At 44.8% G+C, this 16,945-nt stretch carries 9 protein-coding genes, 1 tRNA gene, 1 rRNA gene and 1 riboswitch; of the genes, 5 read left to right on the forward strand and 6 right to left on the reverse strand.

Features of this window, described 5'->3' with window-relative positions:
- Window positions 1–196 precede the first annotated feature (196 nt).
- Both rrf and B7360_RS22500 read left to right on the forward strand, forming a co-directional pair.
- A 5S ribosomal RNA gene (gene rrf, locus B7360_RS22495) occupies window positions 197–313 on the forward strand.
- A gap of 46 nt (window positions 314–359) precedes the next feature.
- Window positions 360–436: transfer RNA gene (locus B7360_RS22500), tRNA-Asp, on the forward strand.
- A 738-nt stretch (window positions 437–1,174) separates the two neighbouring features.
- Here B7360_RS22500 and B7360_RS22505 read toward each other — a convergent pair.
- The gene (locus B7360_RS22505; protein WP_041852885.1) at window positions 1,175–2,506 is read right to left on the reverse strand and encodes a sodium:proton antiporter; all 1,332 of its coding nucleotides are present in this window, start codon (window positions 2,504–2,506) and stop codon (window positions 1,175–1,177) included.
- A 191-nt stretch (window positions 2,507–2,697) separates the two neighbouring features.
- Here B7360_RS22505 and metH point away from each other — a divergent pair, with 191 nt between their 5' ends.
- Window positions 2,698–6,378 (forward strand): methionine synthase, encoded by a 3,681-nt coding sequence (metH, locus tag B7360_RS22510; RefSeq protein ID WP_085344674.1) that lies wholly within the window; start codon window positions 2,698–2,700, stop codon window positions 6,376–6,378.
- 86 nt (window positions 6,379–6,464) lie between these two features.
- Here the strand turns inward: metH and lysC are convergent, their stop codons facing one another.
- Window positions 6,465–7,817, reverse strand: a complete 1,353-nt coding sequence (gene lysC, locus B7360_RS22515) for a lysine-sensitive aspartokinase 3 (protein ID WP_085344675.1) — start codon at window positions 7,815–7,817, stop codon at window positions 6,465–6,467.
- A gap of 101 nt (window positions 7,818–7,918) precedes the next feature.
- A riboswitch (Lysine riboswitch) is annotated at window positions 7,919–8,097 on the reverse strand.
- A 220-nt stretch (window positions 8,098–8,317) separates the two neighbouring features.
- Here lysC and B7360_RS22525 point away from each other — a divergent pair.
- On the forward strand, window positions 8,318–9,439 hold the full coding sequence (locus B7360_RS22525) for an alanine--glyoxylate aminotransferase family protein (protein ID WP_085344676.1): 1,122 nt from the start codon (window positions 8,318–8,320) through the stop codon (window positions 9,437–9,439).
- A 59-nt stretch (window positions 9,440–9,498) separates the two neighbouring features.
- Here the strand turns inward: B7360_RS22525 and B7360_RS22530 are convergent, their stop codons facing one another.
- From B7360_RS22530 to B7360_RS22545, 4 genes are all read right to left on the reverse strand, one after another.
- The gene (locus tag B7360_RS22530) at window positions 9,499–11,280 is read right to left on the reverse strand and encodes a PglL family O-oligosaccharyltransferase (protein WP_085344677.1); all 1,782 of its coding nucleotides are present in this window, start codon (window positions 11,278–11,280) and stop codon (window positions 9,499–9,501) included.
- A gap of 67 nt (window positions 11,281–11,347) precedes the next feature.
- On the reverse strand, window positions 11,348–14,170 hold the full coding sequence (gene uvrA / locus B7360_RS22535; RefSeq protein ID WP_053809097.1) for an excinuclease ABC subunit UvrA: 2,823 nt from the start codon (window positions 14,168–14,170) through the stop codon (window positions 11,348–11,350).
- A gap of 149 nt (window positions 14,171–14,319) precedes the next feature.
- Window positions 14,320–15,192 carry a UTP--glucose-1-phosphate uridylyltransferase GalU gene (galU, locus tag B7360_RS22540; RefSeq protein ID WP_005397418.1) on the reverse strand — a complete coding sequence of 291 codons (873 nt, stop codon included), beginning with the start codon at window positions 15,190–15,192 and terminating at the stop codon, window positions 14,320–14,322.
- 158 nt (window positions 15,193–15,350) lie between these two features.
- Window positions 15,351–15,995, reverse strand: coding sequence for a LuxR C-terminal-related transcriptional regulator (locus B7360_RS22545; protein WP_005397417.1), 645 nt, complete (start codon window positions 15,993–15,995; stop codon window positions 15,351–15,353).
- 277 nt (window positions 15,996–16,272) lie between these two features.
- Between B7360_RS22545 and B7360_RS22550 the strand changes: the two genes are divergently transcribed.
- Window positions 16,273–16,809, forward strand: a complete 537-nt coding sequence (locus B7360_RS22550) for a single-stranded DNA-binding protein (protein ID WP_012841367.1) — start codon at window positions 16,273–16,275, stop codon at window positions 16,807–16,809.
- Window positions 16,810–16,945: the final 136 nt, after the last annotated feature.

The raw sequence follows: 16,945 nt of genomic DNA on the forward strand, positions 1-16,945 counted from the left end.
CTGTACTAATTGCCCGTGAGGCTTAACCATACAACACCCAAGGGGTTTTGATGGACTCAATGAAAGAACGTTGAATGTGTAAGAACGAGAATTAAAAAAAACAGCTTTCCGAATTATTCGATTTGTAAGCAAATCTCACCCTAAAGGGCCGCACTAAAGTGCGTTTGAATTTACGAGCAAATTGATAAAGAATTTGCTTGGCGACCATAGCGTTTTGGACCCACCTGACTTCCATGCCGAACTCAGAAGTGAAACGAAATAGCGCCGATGGTAGTGTGGGGCTTCCCCATGTGAGAGTAGGACATCGCCAGGCTTTAAATTTTGGACACTTGCTGATTACAAGCGAGTGATACCACTGCGGAGTGGTAGTTCAGTTGGTTAGAATACCGGCCTGTCACGCCGGGGGTCGCGGGTTCGAGTCCCGTCCACTCCGCCACTTATATTAAGCCTCAGTCGAAAGACTGGGGCTTTTTTCGTTTTGGTTACTCGACATCCCTTAACCCCATTTCCATATTGAAATCTTGCATCGAGAGGCATGCTCCTCTCTCGCGATGCTTTCTAAGCCCTGTCATGAACTAGTTGATGACAGTCTCGAGATCTCGTTTTGAGCACCAGCACGTGCTTACCAAAGATTCCTCTATAACATATTAGAAATATCTAGCTATGTGACAGAACTTAGTCGTTCGAGGTGTCGCTTTGTTTCTATCTAACAACTTTGAATATAAGTTCAGTGTCGCTGAGATCAAGTATGAGGACTCTAAACTTCTGCTAAGGGCTTGATCAACCTGAGTGCTGGCTCAGACCTTAGTTTGGTGGGATTTCAAGCCCGTTTGGGGGAGTGATCTCGCAATCATTCTAAATGCTTCTTTCTCTATACAAATACAAAGTCGCTCATTGTTAAGTGTTGTGGAAGTTTAGCTGTGGTGTTTACAGGGAGCCTATATTGCCAAGGGAAGGGAAGTGATGATGAAAATGCTTAAACTAAAAGACTCCCTCTATGGATACTATCTATCGGCAATAGTTAGTATCTATGAAACCGTAGCGTGACGATTATTCGGATATTTAACTGTATATCAAAGAGTAACAAGCGTTTTGTTCTTGAAGGGGAGTCCGAAGATTAGATATAAAAAAAGCAGCTAGATAGCTGCTTTTTCATCTATTAAGTTACGTGTCTTTAAGAGTCCACTGGCTCCGTATGCTCTGGAGTGGTTATTGCTTGGTTGTTCTCTTCCATTTTCTTCTCTTCATCTTTTGCTTTTTCAATCATTGGGGTGATTGTTGAGCCTTGAATGAGGATAGAGAAAACAACGACGGAGTAGGTCATTACAAGAATAATCTCTTTTACATCGATTAACTTATCTTGAATCACCCAAATACCTGATGGAATGGAAAGTGCCATTGCCAATGCAAGGCCCCCGCGTAAGCCGCCCCACGTCAAAATACGTACTGACCACGGGTTATATTTTCTGTAACGCTTAAAGCCAATGTACGAGAGAAATACGCTTAGATAGCGAGCTGCTAGTACAAGAGGGACTGATATAGCCATCATGATCCAGTCTTCTTTGTGGAATTCAAATAGCAGCATCGACATACCGATCAGTAGGAATAACACGCCATTCAAGAACTCATCGACGAGCTCCCAAAAGTGGTCAAGGTGGTCTTCACTCTCTTTCGAAAAGCCAATAAAACGTGTCCAGTTGCCAATCATAATACCAGATACAACCATCGCTAATGGTCCTGATACATGGATGTATTCAGCAAATGCGTAACCTGCCGTTGGGACACCAATGGTAAGTAATAACTCCATTGAGTGATCATCGGTGGCACTGATTAAGTAGTGGAATAGCAAACCGAGTACGAAACCATAAGTGATACCACCGATAGCTTCTTGGATGAAGAGTAAGGTGACACTACCTACAGTTGGTGCCTCAGTACCAAATGCAATCGTAAATAGAGTGACAAAGATAACCAAACCGAAGCCGTCATTGAAGAGCGACTCTCCTTCAATCTGGGTGGAGATACGTTTGGGAGCATCGAGCTTTTTAACTATAGCCAGTACAGCGATTGGGTCAGTTGGCGATATAAGTGCACCGAAAAGTAAGCAGTAGACTAAATCAAATTGGATGCCAATTAACTGACAGAATCCGTAGAGCGCAAACCCGATAAAGAAAGTGGAAAACAGGGTGGCTCCGAGAGCCAAAACGGTAATTTCCCATTTTTGATCTTTAAGGTTCGGGAGTTTGATGCCTAATCCACCCGCAAATAGTAAGAAGCCAAGAATGCCTTTGAGCAAGAAATCTTCGAAGTTGATCCTTGTGACCGTCTCCGTCGCAATTTCGGTGAGATGGAACCAGTTGTTTTGACCCGCAATTAAGATTAGAAGTGAAAGCACCATTGAACCTGCGGTAATCGCAATGGTGGTTTGCATCTTTCCTATCTTGCTGTTTACAAAAGCAATTAGCATTGCAGCTGCGGATAGAAAACATAAAGTATGATAGACCGACATAGAGCTCTCTATTTGTAACATTTTATGAATGGGATTCTCGACTGATGCTGCTTAAATAGCAAACATTTTTTCGCGATTATTTTGTAAGTTAAGAAGGAGATAAAATAATCATTAATTCCACGTTTAGACGTCTAGACTCCTGAAGTTTGTGTGATAGGATGGAAAGATAACTAAAGGAATGAGGCTGTACTGTGGGAAGTAACGTAAGACAACAGATTGAAGCTCAATTGAAGCAACGTATTCTTTTGATTGATGGTGGTATGGGAACCATGATTCAGGGATACAAACTTGAAGAGCAAGACTATCGAGGAACGCGCTTTGCGGATTGGCATTGTGATCTAAAAGGTAACAACGACCTGTTGGTTCTAAGTCAGCCTCAACTTATCAAGGAAATTCACGCTGCATATTTAGAAGCGGGTGCAGATATTCTCGAAACCAACACGTTTAACGCAACAACCATTGCGATGGCTGACTACGAGATGGAAAGCCTAAGTGAAGAAATTAACTTTGCTGCTGCCAAGCTTGCACGTGAAGTTGCAGACGAATGGACCGCAAAAACACCCGATAAACCGCGTTATGTCGCAGGGGTTTTAGGGCCTACGAACCGCACTTGTTCTATCTCTCCTGATGTAAACGACCCTGGATATCGAAATGTTTCTTTCGACGAGTTAGTTGAGGCTTACTCTGAATCGACTCGAGCGCTGATTAAAGGTGGTTCTGACCTTATTCTTATCGAGACCATCTTCGATACTCTTAACGCTAAGGCTTGTTCATTTGCTGTTGAAAGTGTGTTTGAAGAGATGGGTATTGAGTTACCAGTGATGATCTCGGGGACTATTACCGATGCTTCCGGTAGAACATTATCAGGTCAAACTACAGAAGCGTTTTACAACTCATTACGTCATGTTAAACCGATTTCGTTTGGTTTGAACTGTGCGCTGGGCCCAGATGAGCTTCGTCCTTATGTTGAAGAGCTTTCGCGTATATCAGAATCTTTTGTTTCCGCTCACCCAAATGCCGGGCTTCCGAATGCATTCGGCGAATACGATTTATCGCCAGAAGATATGGCTAAGCATGTTCAAGAGTGGGCTCAAAGTGGCTTTTTAAACTTGATTGGTGGGTGTTGTGGCACAACTCCAGAGCACATTCGCCAAATGGCACTCGCGGTTGAAAATGTCGCCCCTCGTCAATTGCCTGACCTTCCCGTTGCTTGTCGCTTGTCTGGCTTAGAGCCGCTCGCCATTGATAAAGACTCTTTATTCATCAATGTCGGTGAGCGTACGAATGTAACTGGCTCTGCGCGTTTTAAGCGCTTGATTAAAGAAGAACTGTACGATGAAGCGCTCGATGTGGCTCGTCAACAAGTTGAAAATGGCGCTCAAATTATCGATATCAACATGGATGAAGGCATGTTGGATGCACAAGCTTGTATGGTTCGATTTTTAAACCTTTGTGCGTCAGAACCTGAAATCTCAAAAGTACCAATCATGGTCGACTCTTCCAAGTGGGAGGTTATTGAAGCCGGTCTTAAGTGCATCCAAGGCAAAGGCATTGTTAACTCGATCTCTCTCAAAGAAGGTAAAGAGAAATTCGTTGAACAAGCTAAGTTGATCCGCCGTTACGGTGCGGCTGTGATTGTGATGGCGTTTGATGAGATAGGGCAAGCAGATACACGTGAGCGCAAAGTGGAAATTTGTACCAACGCTTACCGAATTCTCGTTGATGAAGTGGGCTTTCCACCAGAAGACATCATATTTGACCCAAACATTTTTGCCATTGCTACGGGTATCGAGGAGCATAATAACTACGCGGTGGATTTCATTGAAGCCGTTGGCGATATCAAACGTGATTTACCACACGCGATGATCTCGGGTGGTGTTTCTAACGTCTCATTTTCTTTCCGAGGGAATAACTATGTGCGTGAAGCGATTCATGCCGTATTCCTCTACCACTGCTTTAAGAATGGCATGGATATGGGGATTGTGAATGCGGGTCAGTTAGAAATCTATGACAACGTGCCTGAAACACTGCGTGAGGCTGTGGAAGATGTCGTTCTTAACCGTCGTGATGATGCCACTGAGAGGTTGTTAGATATTGCGGCGGAATATGCAGGCAAAGGAGTCGGTAAAGAGGAGGATGCCTCTGCACTTGAATGGCGAACTTGGCCTGTTGAAAAGCGTTTAGAGCACGCGCTAGTGAAAGGAATAACCGAGTTTATCGTTGATGATACCGAAGAGGCTCGTGTCAACGCTTCAAAGCCATTAGAGGTGATTGAAGGCCCACTCATGGATGGGATGAACGTCGTCGGAGACTTGTTTGGTGAAGGTAAAATGTTCCTTCCTCAGGTCGTAAAATCTGCCCGAGTGATGAAGCAAGCAGTAGCGCATCTCGAGCCCTACATCAATGCAGAAAAGCAGGTGGGACAAACAAACGGTAAGATCTTGCTAGCGACGGTCAAAGGTGATGTACACGATATCGGGAAAAATATCGTTGGCGTTGTATTGCAGTGCAATAACTACGAAATTATCGATCTTGGTGTCATGGTTCCTTGCGAAAAGATCTTAAAAGTAGCGCAAGAAGAGAACGTCGATATTATTGGTTTGTCAGGGTTGATCACGCCTTCATTAGACGAAATGGTGCATGTTGCAAAAGAAATGGAGCGTCTCGACTTTAACTTACCTCTTCTCATCGGTGGCGCAACAACGTCAAAAGCCCATACAGCAGTAAAGATTGAGCAAAATTACAAGCATCCAGTTGTTTACGTGAATAACGCCTCACGTGCGGTGGGCGTATGTACTTCTCTATTGTCAGATGAACGTCGCCCTGAATTTGTTGAAAAACTTGAAGCTGATTACGAACGAGTACGTGATCAACATAATCGAAAGAAACCGAGAACCAAACCAGTGACATTAGAAGCGGCTCGAGCGAATAAAGTTGCGATCGATTGGGAAGCTTACACTCCTCCAGTGCCTGTTAAGCCTGGTATTCATATCTTCGATGATTTTGATGTGGCTATATTACGTCAATACATCGATTGGACACCATTCTTTATGACTTGGTCACTTGTGGGTAAGTATCCAACAATTTTCCAACATGAAGAAGTTGGTGAAGAAGCAAAACGTTTATTCGAAGATGCCAACGAGTTACTTGATCGAGTTGAGCGAGAAGGCCTGTTAAAAGCGCGTGGAATGTGTGGCTTATTCCCTGCTGCGAGCGTGGGGGACGACATTGAAGTTTATGCTGATGAAACTCGTACCGACGTTGTGAAAGTACTGCGTAACTTGCGTCAACAGACCGAGAAACCAAAAGGATTCAACTATTGTTTATCTGACTACATCGCACCTGAAGAGTCGGGTAAACATGATTGGATAGGGGCATTTGCTGTCACTGGTGGTATTGGTGAACGAGAGCTTGCTGATGAATACAAAGCACAGGGAGATGATTACAACGCAATTATGATTCAAGCGGTGGCGGATCGCCTAGCCGAAGCGTTTGCTGAGTATTTGCATGAGCGTGTCCGTAAAGAAATTTGGGGTTATGCTGCGGATGAAGATTTATCTAACAATGATCTCATTCGTGAAAAATACCAAGGTATTCGCCCTGCGCCGGGTTATCCAGCGTGCCCTGAGCATACTGAAAAAGGACCGCTTTGGGAGCTACTTAATGTGGAAGAGAATATTGGCATGACTCTAACCTCCAGCTATGCAATGTATCCGGGCGCGTCAGTCTCTGGTTGGTATTTCTCTCATCCTGACTCACGTTACTTTGCGATCGCACAGATCCAAGAAGATCAGCTAGAGAGCTACGCCGATCGCAAAGGGTGGGATAGGATCGAGGCTGAAAAATGGTTAGGGCCAAACATTAACGGTTAAATTGATGTTTACCTCGTTCAAATGTAACAACTATTGAAACAGCAAAGGGCTGCAGATACGCAGCCCTTTGTTTTATTGAGTTGAACTTACTTCTCGAACAACTCGGTGTGGAGTTTTTGTATGGCTTGTTTCGATACCGATTCATGGAGCAAAAAGCATAAGTTGTGAGGGCTAGCGCCATAACAAATCATGCGTAGGTTAAAGTCTTCTAGCGTGCCAAAAACCTGTTTCGCGTAGCCTTTACTCTCACTCATGTTGTTACCAATGAGAGCAACGAGGCATAGGTCATGTTCAACTTCTACCTTACATAACTCTTCTAACTCTTCTCGTACAGCTTGCGGCAGCTGTGGTGCTCCGCCAGAGGTATCAGTTTGATCAAGTGTTAACGATACACTGATTTCTGATGTCGTGATCAAATCGACAGAGATCTTATGCTTTGCAAGGATCTCAAAGACCTTTGCTAAGAAGCCGTATGCGTGGAACATGTTGGCGCTGCGTAGCGTTACCATGGTTTGGTTACAACGCAAAGCTAGCGCACGGAACAACGGTGAGCTTTCGACTTGGTGGCGAATCCAAGTTCCCCCTTTTTCTGGCTCTTTCGATGACCCTACAAATACCGGAATGTCGTGGCGCAATGCGGGTACTAGCGTAGAAGGGTGAAGGATTTTAGCGCCAAAGTTAGCCATTTCTGAAGCTTCACTAAAGCTGATCTCGGGAATTGGTGAGGCTTTTGGCGCAATTCGCGGGTCTGTTGTGTAGATGCCTGGAACATCAGTCCAGATTTCTAACCCTGCCGCTTTGACGCTCTCAGCAATTAAGGCGGCGCTGTAATCGCTGCCTCCTCGACCTAGTGTTGTTGTATTACCGGCTTCGTCAGATCCTATGAAGCCTTGAGTAACAACAACGGATTGTTGGCAAAGTGGTACGAGTTTATCTTGCGCAAGCCTCGAAATTGCTTCAATGTTTGGCTCCGCGCGACCAAAGTTGTCATCAGTACGCAGCACATCGCGGATATCAAAGCGCACTGCTTGAATGCCTCGCTCACACATTAACTGAGTTAGAATGTGCGTCGACATGAGTTCACCACATGCGACTAAATGATCGGTTAACTTCGCACTAGCTTGGATAGATGCAGCCTCGGCCAGGCTGGTTACGGTATCTAATATGCCATACACCTCGGCAGCAGTTTTCGTGCTGTCTTCGAGCTGAGTTAAAATGGCGTCATGAATGTTGGCCAGATTTTGCAGCAGTTCAGTACGGTGCGTTTGATCCTGTACACCATTGGCGAGTTCTACCAACAGGTTGGTGACGCCAGAGCAAGCGCTGCTCACGACCAGGCGAGTATTTGGATTGTTTTCGATAATGGTGGCACAACGACTCATTGCCTCAAAGTTGGCAACACTGGTTCCACCGAATTTAGCTACGTTAAATGCGCTCACTGCGTTCTCCCACGACTTCCTAAAAAATTGTACATCCAATGTTTAGTGAGAAAAGGAACAGAGCAAAAAGAGAGGTATTTAGAATGCTATTTGAAAAATTTACCCTCAGAAGCCCTTCATCAGACTGCGCTGATGACAGTTGATGGGATTCAGCCCAATTCAACCGACAAGTCAAATCCTGCAACGTTGACTTACCTCGGCACTACTCCCCCTCAATGATTGGTGTTGGAATTGCGGTTCCACAAATCATCTACCTGGGTAGCGCTCCTCTTCTACATAAAGCTCAAACATTGAACGGTTTTGAGGCCTTAATGTCAATCAATATTTCAACCTTTATGGTGTTTTTTATTAACGATTTTGTGACACTGGTTTGACCTCCATACTTACGGCTAATTGCTGATAGAGGAAAAATCTATTAGGGTGAAGAACCCTACACCTGAGCCATGTTATTGAATAGAACTTTTAGAATGCTCAGGATAAAAGATAATCAAGGAGCTGACATGTCGATCCAAAGCTTTATTCCACCTCACCGTATTTTAATGGGACCTGGTCCTTCTGATATTTATCCTCAAGTGTTACAAGCACTAAGTCGTCCTACTGTAGGTCACCTTGATCCTCTGTTTATCGGTATGATGGATGAGCTCAAGCAGCTATTGAAGTATGCCTTTCAAACTGACAATGAGTTCACTATTGCGGTTTCAGCTCCTGGTAGTGCAGGGATGGAAACCTGCTTTGTAAACTTGATCGAGAAAGGCGACAAAGTGATCGTCTGCCGTAACGGTGTATTTGGTGAACGCATGCGCGAAAATGTCGTCCGTGCTGGTGGTGAAGTTGTTATCGTCGATGATGAATGGGGGATGCCTGTTTCCATTGATAAAGTTGAGCAAGCACTCGAACAGCACCCAGATACAAAAATTCTTGCTTTTGTGCATGCGGAAACCTCAACTGGTGCAGTCAGTGATGCTCAAGTATTGGGTAATCTGGCGAAACAGCATAATGCATTATCTATTGTTGATGCGGTGACGTCACTTGGTGGTGTGCCGTTAAAAGTGGATGAATGGCAACTGGATGCGGTTTACTCTGGCAGTCAAAAATGTTTGTCATGTGTATCAGGGCTCTCACCAGTGACGTTTTCTCCTGCCGCGATTGAAAAGATTCAAGCAAGAACAACACCAGTACAGAGTTGGTTCCTCGATCAGAGTTTAGTTTTGGGGTATTGGAGTGGAGAAGGTAAGCGTAGTTACCATCATACGGCGCCAGTTAATAGCTTGTATGCGCTTCATGAAGCTTTATTGATACTGAAAAATGAAGGCTTAGAAAACGCTTGGGCTCGTCACCAACTGATGCATGAAAAACTCAAAAATGGCCTACAAAAGTTAGGCTTTGAATTTGTTGTGGACGAAGCCCATCGTTTGCCGCAATTAAATGCGATTTACGTGCCTGAAGGAATTGATGAAGCAAAAGTTCGTGCTCACTTGCTAGAAACCTATAACCTAGAAATTGGTGCAGGCCTCGGGGCATTAGCTGGTAAAGCGTGGCGTATTGGCTTAATGGGTTACGGCGCTCGACCTGAAAACGTTGCACTGTGCTTAAAAGCGTTAGAAGAGTCACTCACTGAATAAAGCTATACCGCAATGAGATAAAGAAAAGCGAAGGTCATCCCTTCGCTTTTTTGTACTTATTACTCTGCACTTGAAGTGGGTGCTGGTGAGGCAGAGATTGCTTGAGACGGTGGTTGGTAATTGACGTCACTGAAATCAATCTTCGGGAACAAAAACTGTGCTTCAGCTCGAATTTGCTCTGCTTTACTTGAGTCATCTAAGCCTTGGTAGGCCAAAATCAAATTATTATAAAATGCAGGGCGAGGCTTATCTTTGATGATTTTTAGCGACCAATCGATATAAGGCTGAATCAAGGTTGCGTCTTGTTGGTACAGCCCTATGTTTAAAAACGTGCTATAGACATCCCAATCAAACCTGTCTTTCCAAACTACAGGGTTACTGACTTGATTCAGAATATCAGGGTTAGTTGGCCTAGTGGTCTCAAACTTCGTCAATACATAGTTTGTATGCAATGCGCTTACCATGTAAAACGTAAATGCAACGGGAATTACCAAACTAAAGACTCGCAGCAAGCTTTTGGTCACATTACTAAAGCCGACTTGTCGATAACGAGAGACGCGCTGATCTACCCAGTACAGCAGGATAACGAAGATCAACCAATGCACGAGAGAGTGGTAGAAAGGGTATTCCAGTTGCGAGTGCAATACGATAGGTATAAACAAGGCCAGCAACGCAAGACGAGTTCCGCGTTTGGCTTGATAGATTCGATACAGTACCAGTGCCATCGCTAAGAAGATGCCGAGTATTGGCAGCAAACCACCTTCTACTCCCCAGTAAAGTAGCTCGTTATGCGGATGATCCATGGCTGGCAAACCAGCTGGGTAATTCTCATTTAGGGCATGTTGACGAGCCGTATACAGCATGTACTCAGATTCAAACTTGCCATATCCATAGCCAGTAAAAGGCTTTTCAATCACCATGTCTAATGTTTGCGGAAAAGTATACGCTCGAGGAGACTCCATGTTTACTTTTTCTGCGGCTAACCCACTTCCATCAGGAAAGGCAAGATACATGACAACAATTGAGAGTGCGAGCCCTGTGACAAGCGACGTAACCCAGCGGATAAAGCGCCCTTTGGTTGCAAAGCGATACATGTATGGGATGACCAACAACACGGCGATGATCGATGCTAACCAACCAGTGCGTGAAGCCAACGCCACAATCAATGGTAAGGTTAAAACTGGCACGGCATAGAGAAGATAAACATCGCTTAACTTACGGTCGTATTTGTAAGGCTGACGTGCAAGTAAATAGCTGGCAATCACCAATCCTGTCGCAAGAAAACTGGCCATTACATTAGGCTGTTGGAAAATACCATAAGGACGATTGGCCATCGTGTCGTAGCCAAACGGATTGCCTGGTTTGAGATACAGATATTGTGTCAGACCCAAAATGGCTTCGATAACAACCGCAAGGACAATGAACCATAACAGGCGTTGGCGATGTTTATTACTGAAATGAAATTGTTGTAAGACAATAAAAAACAGGACGCCACACCACAGACCAATGAGCTTGTTGGCTGCCAAACTGCTATTCGCATTTGGGTACAGAACGGGCACCGTCATGATAAGAGCACTAATGAACAAGCCGATGGTTAATTTTGAGTAACGTAGCGCTCGATTATTCGCGAGTTGGTAGCACCCAATGCCTAATGCAAAGCTAAAAGCAATCCAAGTTGTCGCATTGAAGGAAAGTGAAAGCCCTGAACCGCCGGGGTTGGGCATGAAAAAGTGCATTGCCAACACAAATAGTGTTGCCAAGGCAATGAGAAACTTGCGATTGAGGGGAACCTGTACTTTTTCGGGAGAAAGCTTTGTTCCACTTACATGTATAGTAGCCATAGTTATTGCGTTGTTTTGAATGAAAAAAGACCAGCACTTGCTGGTCTCGGTACTTTACCTGTTTTTTCTACTTCAACATAGGCTTAAGGAAGTGAGCTGTGTGCGAGCCCTCGATTTGCGACACATCTTCCGGTGTGCCTTGAGCGATTATCTCGCCTCCACCCTGTCCCCCTTCAGGTCCTAGATCGATAATCCAGTCCGCAGTCTTAATGACATCTAGGTTATGCTCGATCACCACGACAGTATTTCCGTGGTCGCGAAGTCTGTGCAATACAGTGAGCAACTGCTGGATATCATGGAAGTGCAGGCCGGTTGTTGGTTCATCCAAAATGTACAAGGTTTTTCCTGTATCACGCTTGGATAGCTCTCTCGCTAGTTTCACACGCTGAGCTTCACCACCGGAGAGTGTCGTTGCCGCTTGACCTAGGCGAATGTAAGACAAGCCAACATCCATTAGAGTCTGTAGCTTACGTGCTATAGCAGGTACGGGTTCAAAGAACGTTCGGGCGTCTTCGACCGTCATTTCTAGCACTTCATCAATGGTTTTGCCTTTGTAACGTACTTCAAGTGTTTCACGGTTGTAGCGCTTACCTTTACATACATCACATGGCACATAAACATCTGGTAGGAAATGCATTTCAACTTTAATGACACCATCACCCTGACAGGCCTCACAACGACCACCGCGTACGTTAAAGCTAAAACGTCCAGGCTTGTAACCGCGAGAACGCGACTCTTGTGTGCCTGCAAACAGTTCACGGATTGGGGTAAAGATCCCCGTATAGGTTGCAGGGTTAGAGCGAGGTGTACGACCAATTGGGCTTTGATCGATATCGATAACCTTGTCGAAGTGCTCTAGGCCTTTAATCGATTTATAAGGTGAAGGTTGAGCCGTTGTTGCTCCGTTGAGTTGGGTGTGAGCAATTTTAAAGAAAGTATCATTAATCAGCGTTGATTTACCTGAGCCAGATACCCCTGTAATACAGCTGAATAACCCAACAGGAATAGAGAGGTTAACGTTCTTAAGGTTATTACCTGTTGCGCCTAAGAGCTCAACCGTTTTTTTCGGATCACGCGGCGTGCGATCTTTCGGTACTGCGATTTCTTTAACGCCACTTAAGTACTGACCTGTCAGAGAATTCGGATTTGCGATTATCTCTTCCATGGTGCCTTCCGCGACAACATTACCACCGTGTACGCCAGCGCCAGGACCGATATCTATGACATGATCCGCACAGCGAATAGCATCTTCATCGTGTTCTACCACGAGTACGGTATTCCCCAAATCGCGCAAATGAGTAAGCGTTTTTAATAAGCGTTCATTATCTCGCTGGTGGAGACCAATCGACGGTTCGTCCAGAACATACATCACACCAACAAGACCCGCACCAATTTGGCTGGCTAAGCGAATACGTTGAGCTTCACCACCAGAGAGCGTTTCGGCGCTGCGAGACAGGTTCAGATAGTTCAAACCAACGTTAACCAAGAACTGCAGGCGATCGTTGATTTCCTTCATCACTTTTTCAGCGATTTGGGCGCGTTGACCCTCCAGTTTCAAGGAATGGAAGAATTCCAATGCATCAGCAATGCTGAGTTCAACAATCTCAGGCAGTGTCGTATCAGCAATAAACACGTTACGTGCTTCAAGGCGCAGACGAGTACCACCACAGCTTGAACAAGATTTAGTGGAGATGTATTTCGCAAGCTCTTCACGGACAGAGTTGGATTCTGTATCACGATAACGACGTTCGAGGGTATTCAGAATACCTTCGAATGGATGGCGTTTAACACGAATATCGCCACGATCGTTGATGTATTTAAACTCAATCTCAGTGCGGCCAGAGCCCTTTAGAATGACATCTTGCGTTTTCTTTGGCAGAGAATTAAAAGGGGCATGGAGATCGAAACCATAATGATCGGCCAATGAGGTGAGCATTTGGAAGTAGTAGTAGTTCTTTTGATCCCAACCGCGAATCGCACCTTGTGCCAAGCTTAATGAATCATCTTGAATTACTCGGCTTGGATCGAAGTATTGCTGCACACCCAAACCATCACAAGTGCCACATGCACCAGCAGGGTTGTTGAATGAGAAAAGTCGCGGCTCTAACTCTTGCATGCTGTAACCACATTGTGGACAAGCGAAGTTGGCGGAGAAAATAATCTCTTCACCGTCTCCATCCATTGGCGCGACAACCGCAATTCCGCCTGATAATTCGAGCGTTGTCTCGAAAGATTCGGCTAAGCGCTGTTGCAGGTCTGGACGAACTTTAAAGCGGTCTACCACGACTTCAATGGTGTGCTTTTTATGTAGCTCTAGCGTTGGAGGATCTGAAAGATCGCAAGTTTCTCCATCAATACGCGCACGAATAAAGCCCTGAGCTGCCAGGTTCTCAAGCGTTTTAACATGCTCACCTTTACGCTCTTTGACAATAGGGGCCAACAGCATCATTTTGCTGCCTTCTGGCATCTCCAAAACTTTGTCCACCATTTGACTGATGGTTTGTGCGGCAAGAGGGGCATGGTGCGTTGGACAGCGTGGTTCGCCTACACGAGCATACAACAGACGTAAGTAGTCGTACACTTCGGTAATTGTACCGACGGTTGAACGCGGGTTATGAGAAGTAGACTTCTGTTCAATAGAAATCGCAGGTGATAACCCTTCAATATGGTCGACATCGGGTTTTTCCATCAGAGACAAAAACTGACGAGCGTAGGCAGAGAGAGACTCTACGTAGCGTCGTTGGCCTTCTGCATACAATGTATCGAAAGCGAGAGAGGATTTACCGGAGCCACTTAGTCCAGTAATGACAATCAGTTTATCGCGAGGGATTGTAAGATTAATGTCTTTGAGGTTATGGGTTCGGGCACCGCGAACTTCTATTTTATCCATCGTTTTTGCTCTATGTATAACCAAGTGGGGCAAGTATTACATAGTGTGAGAAATGTGCAAAGAAAATTACTGGATAAAAAAACAGTAAGAATAAAAGCCCAACATAATGCCGGGCTTTAGAAACAATAATTTCGTACTACGACGATGCTTTATACCGCTTTTTGTGTTGCGTGTTTACCTAACTCAGAGGCTTTTTCATCTTTTAGATAAAGGTTTTCAAAACAGTAGTTGGTTGCTTCGATGTAACCTTCAACACTACCACAGTCAAAGCGTTTGCCTTTGAATTTATAAGCCAAGACACAGCCCGCTTTTGCTTGTTTAAGTAGCGCGTCAGTGATTTGAATTTCACCACCTTTACCTGGCTCTGTGTTTTCAATCAGTTCGAAAATATCAGGGGTCAGAATGTAGCGACCAATGATCGCAAGGTTGCTTGGTGCCGTGCCTTTCTCAGGTTTTTCTACCATGTCGTCTACGCGGTAGATGTCATCTTTGATCATTTCACCAGAGATAACGCCGTATTTGTGAGTCTCATCTTCTGGGACTTCTTGTACGGCAACGATAGAACAACGGAACTGTTTAAATAGCGCCACCATTTGAGCTAGCACGCCTTCTTCTTCGTTGACACAAAGGTCATCAGCAAGAACGACGGCAAATGGTTCGTCACCCACCAGTTCACGCCCGGTCAGAATCGCGTGGCCTAAGCCTTTCATCTCGCGTTGACGGATGTAAGTGAAGTTTGCAGATTCAATGATTTCACGGATATCTACCAATAGCTCTTCTTTATTGGTACCGCTAATCTGGTGTTCTAGTTCGTAGTTCTTATCAAAGTGGTCCATGATAGAGTGTTTGCCACGACCTGTCACAATACACATGCCGTTCATACCAGCTTGAATTGCTTCTTCAACGCCGTATTCAATAAGCGGTTTATTCACGACTGGCATCATCTCTTTTGGCATAGATTTCGTTGCCGGTAAGAAGCGAGTGCCATAGCCTGCAGCAGGGAACAGACATTTTTTAATCATTGGGGGAATATCCTATCTCGTTATTATCAAGAATCTGCGCATAACTTTAACACGAGAGTCGTCAATGAATCATGAATAAAGTAGGAAAAAGTGTGAGACTCAGTGCGGAAAAAAGATGAGCGACTCGTCATTTCAGTCATTAGAGTCGCGGCATCGCATCATGACATTAAGTTTTGATCTGCCCACGCGATAGCCTGAACGCGATTCTTCACTGATAGCTTTTTGAATATCTGATACAAGTGCGATTTGATGGTGAATTCACTGACAAATAATTCCTCGGCCATTTGGCTGTTCGATGCGCCAGCTTGCAAGCAACGCAGTACTTGCAGCTCGCGAATGGTTAGGTCTACCGTGGCTGGGGCAGTATGAGTATTAATGACGTTACGGTAATAGTGTAAAAGTTGACTGGTTACATTACGCGGCAGCCAGTTTTGACCGTTAACAATGCCTTTTAATCCTTCTCCAATTTGCTCTAGCGTATCTTCGGAATAGAACAGCCCCTTTAATTGACCAAATGAAAGAAGCTCATCCGTGGTCAGCCTTTTAGGGACATTGAACACAACGGTTTCAAAGTTCTTCCATACCAGCGGTAAGTTTTTGATCGATTGAACGAGTGATTTATGTTCACTGAAGTCGATCAGTAGGATTTTGTTACGATGCTGTGGCTTAGCTTCCATGAGTGCTTCGGTTGAAATCACCGGGATGCTCATATCAATGTACTTTTCGAGTGCTGCCACCTTTTTTTGCGCATTATCTTCCATACTGATCAGAAATAGCTTTCTTGCGTAAGCCGACTTTCTCACGAGTTCAAATCTCCCAGTGTTCAATAAAGGCCATAAGTTGGCATTAAAGAGAGGTTATAACCATAGCTTTACTGAATAAATGCGTTCGAATTCAAAGCTTCACGAAACGATGTCTGCAACGCGAATCAAAAGTGCTACATGCGTAAGTTGAAATGCGATTTGGGTTCTAGTAGGTGACTCATTAGATCACAATGGTATTAGACTTTAATCAAAACATTAAAGCGTGCTATTCTAATGCGCTAAAATTTTATATATCCAGAGTGAAACGGAGCACATCATGGCCAGCCGTGGAATTAACAAAGTTATTTTGGTGGGGAATCTAGGTAACGACCCTGAAATTCGTTACATGCCGAACGGCGGTGCAGTAGCAAACATTACTATTGCGACTTCTGATTCATGGCGTGATAAAGCGACTGGCGAACAGCGCGAAAAAACGGAATGGCACCGTGTTGTGTTGTTCGGCAAACTTGCGGAAGTAGCAGGTGAGTACTTGCGTAAAGGTTCTCAAGTATACATTGAAGGCCAACTGCAAACTCGTAAATGGCAAGACCAAAGCGGTCAAGATCGCTACTCAACTGAAGTCGTTGTTCAAGGCTTCAACGGCGTGATGCAAATGCTTGGCGGTCGTGGTCAAGGTGGCGGCGCACCAATGGGCGGTCAACAGCAGCAGCAAGGTGGATGGGGTCAGCCTCAACAACCAGCTCAGCAGCAGTACAATGCGCCTCAGCAACAGCAACAACAGCAGGCTCCGCAGCAACCACAGCAGCAGTACAATGAGCCACCAATGGATTTTGACGACGATATCCCGTTCTAGCAATTACCCGAGATCTATTTTTGTTAAGTTTGATTATTTAAATTAAATATAACAAGGGTTTGAGATAAAAGTTTACAGTGAGTCTTGCAACTTCTGTAAACTTTTTTTATGCTAACATTATGGTTCGGGGTTACCT

The organism is Vibrio sp. ArtGut-C1, assembly GCF_002105475.1.
In the GTDB taxonomy this organism is placed as follows: Bacteria; Pseudomonadota; Gammaproteobacteria; order Enterobacterales; family Vibrionaceae; genus Vibrio; species Vibrio diabolicus.

What these genes read in the sequence shown, in the direction of transcription:
- B7360_RS22505 (WP_041852885.1), bottom strand. Translation starts at nt 2,506, where the DNA reads ATGTCGGTCTATCATACTTTATGTTTTCTATCCGCAGCTGCAATGCTA.
- B7360_RS22525 (WP_085344676.1), top strand. Translation starts at nt 8,318, where the DNA reads ATGTCGATCCAAAGCTTTATTCCACCTCACCGTATTTTAATGGGACCT.
- B7360_RS22530 (WP_085344677.1), bottom strand. Translation starts at nt 11,280, where the DNA reads ATGGCTACTATACATGTAAGTGGAACAAAGCTTTCTCCCGAAAAAGTA.
- uvrA (WP_053809097.1), bottom strand. Translation starts at nt 14,170, where the DNA reads ATGGATAAAATAGAAGTTCGCGGTGCCCGAACCCATAACCTCAAAGAC.
- galU (WP_005397418.1), bottom strand. Translation starts at nt 15,192, where the DNA reads ATGATTAAAAAATGTCTGTTCCCTGCTGCAGGCTATGGCACTCGCTTC.
- B7360_RS22550 (WP_012841367.1), top strand. Translation starts at nt 16,273, where the DNA reads ATGGCCAGCCGTGGAATTAACAAAGTTATTTTGGTGGGGAATCTAGGT.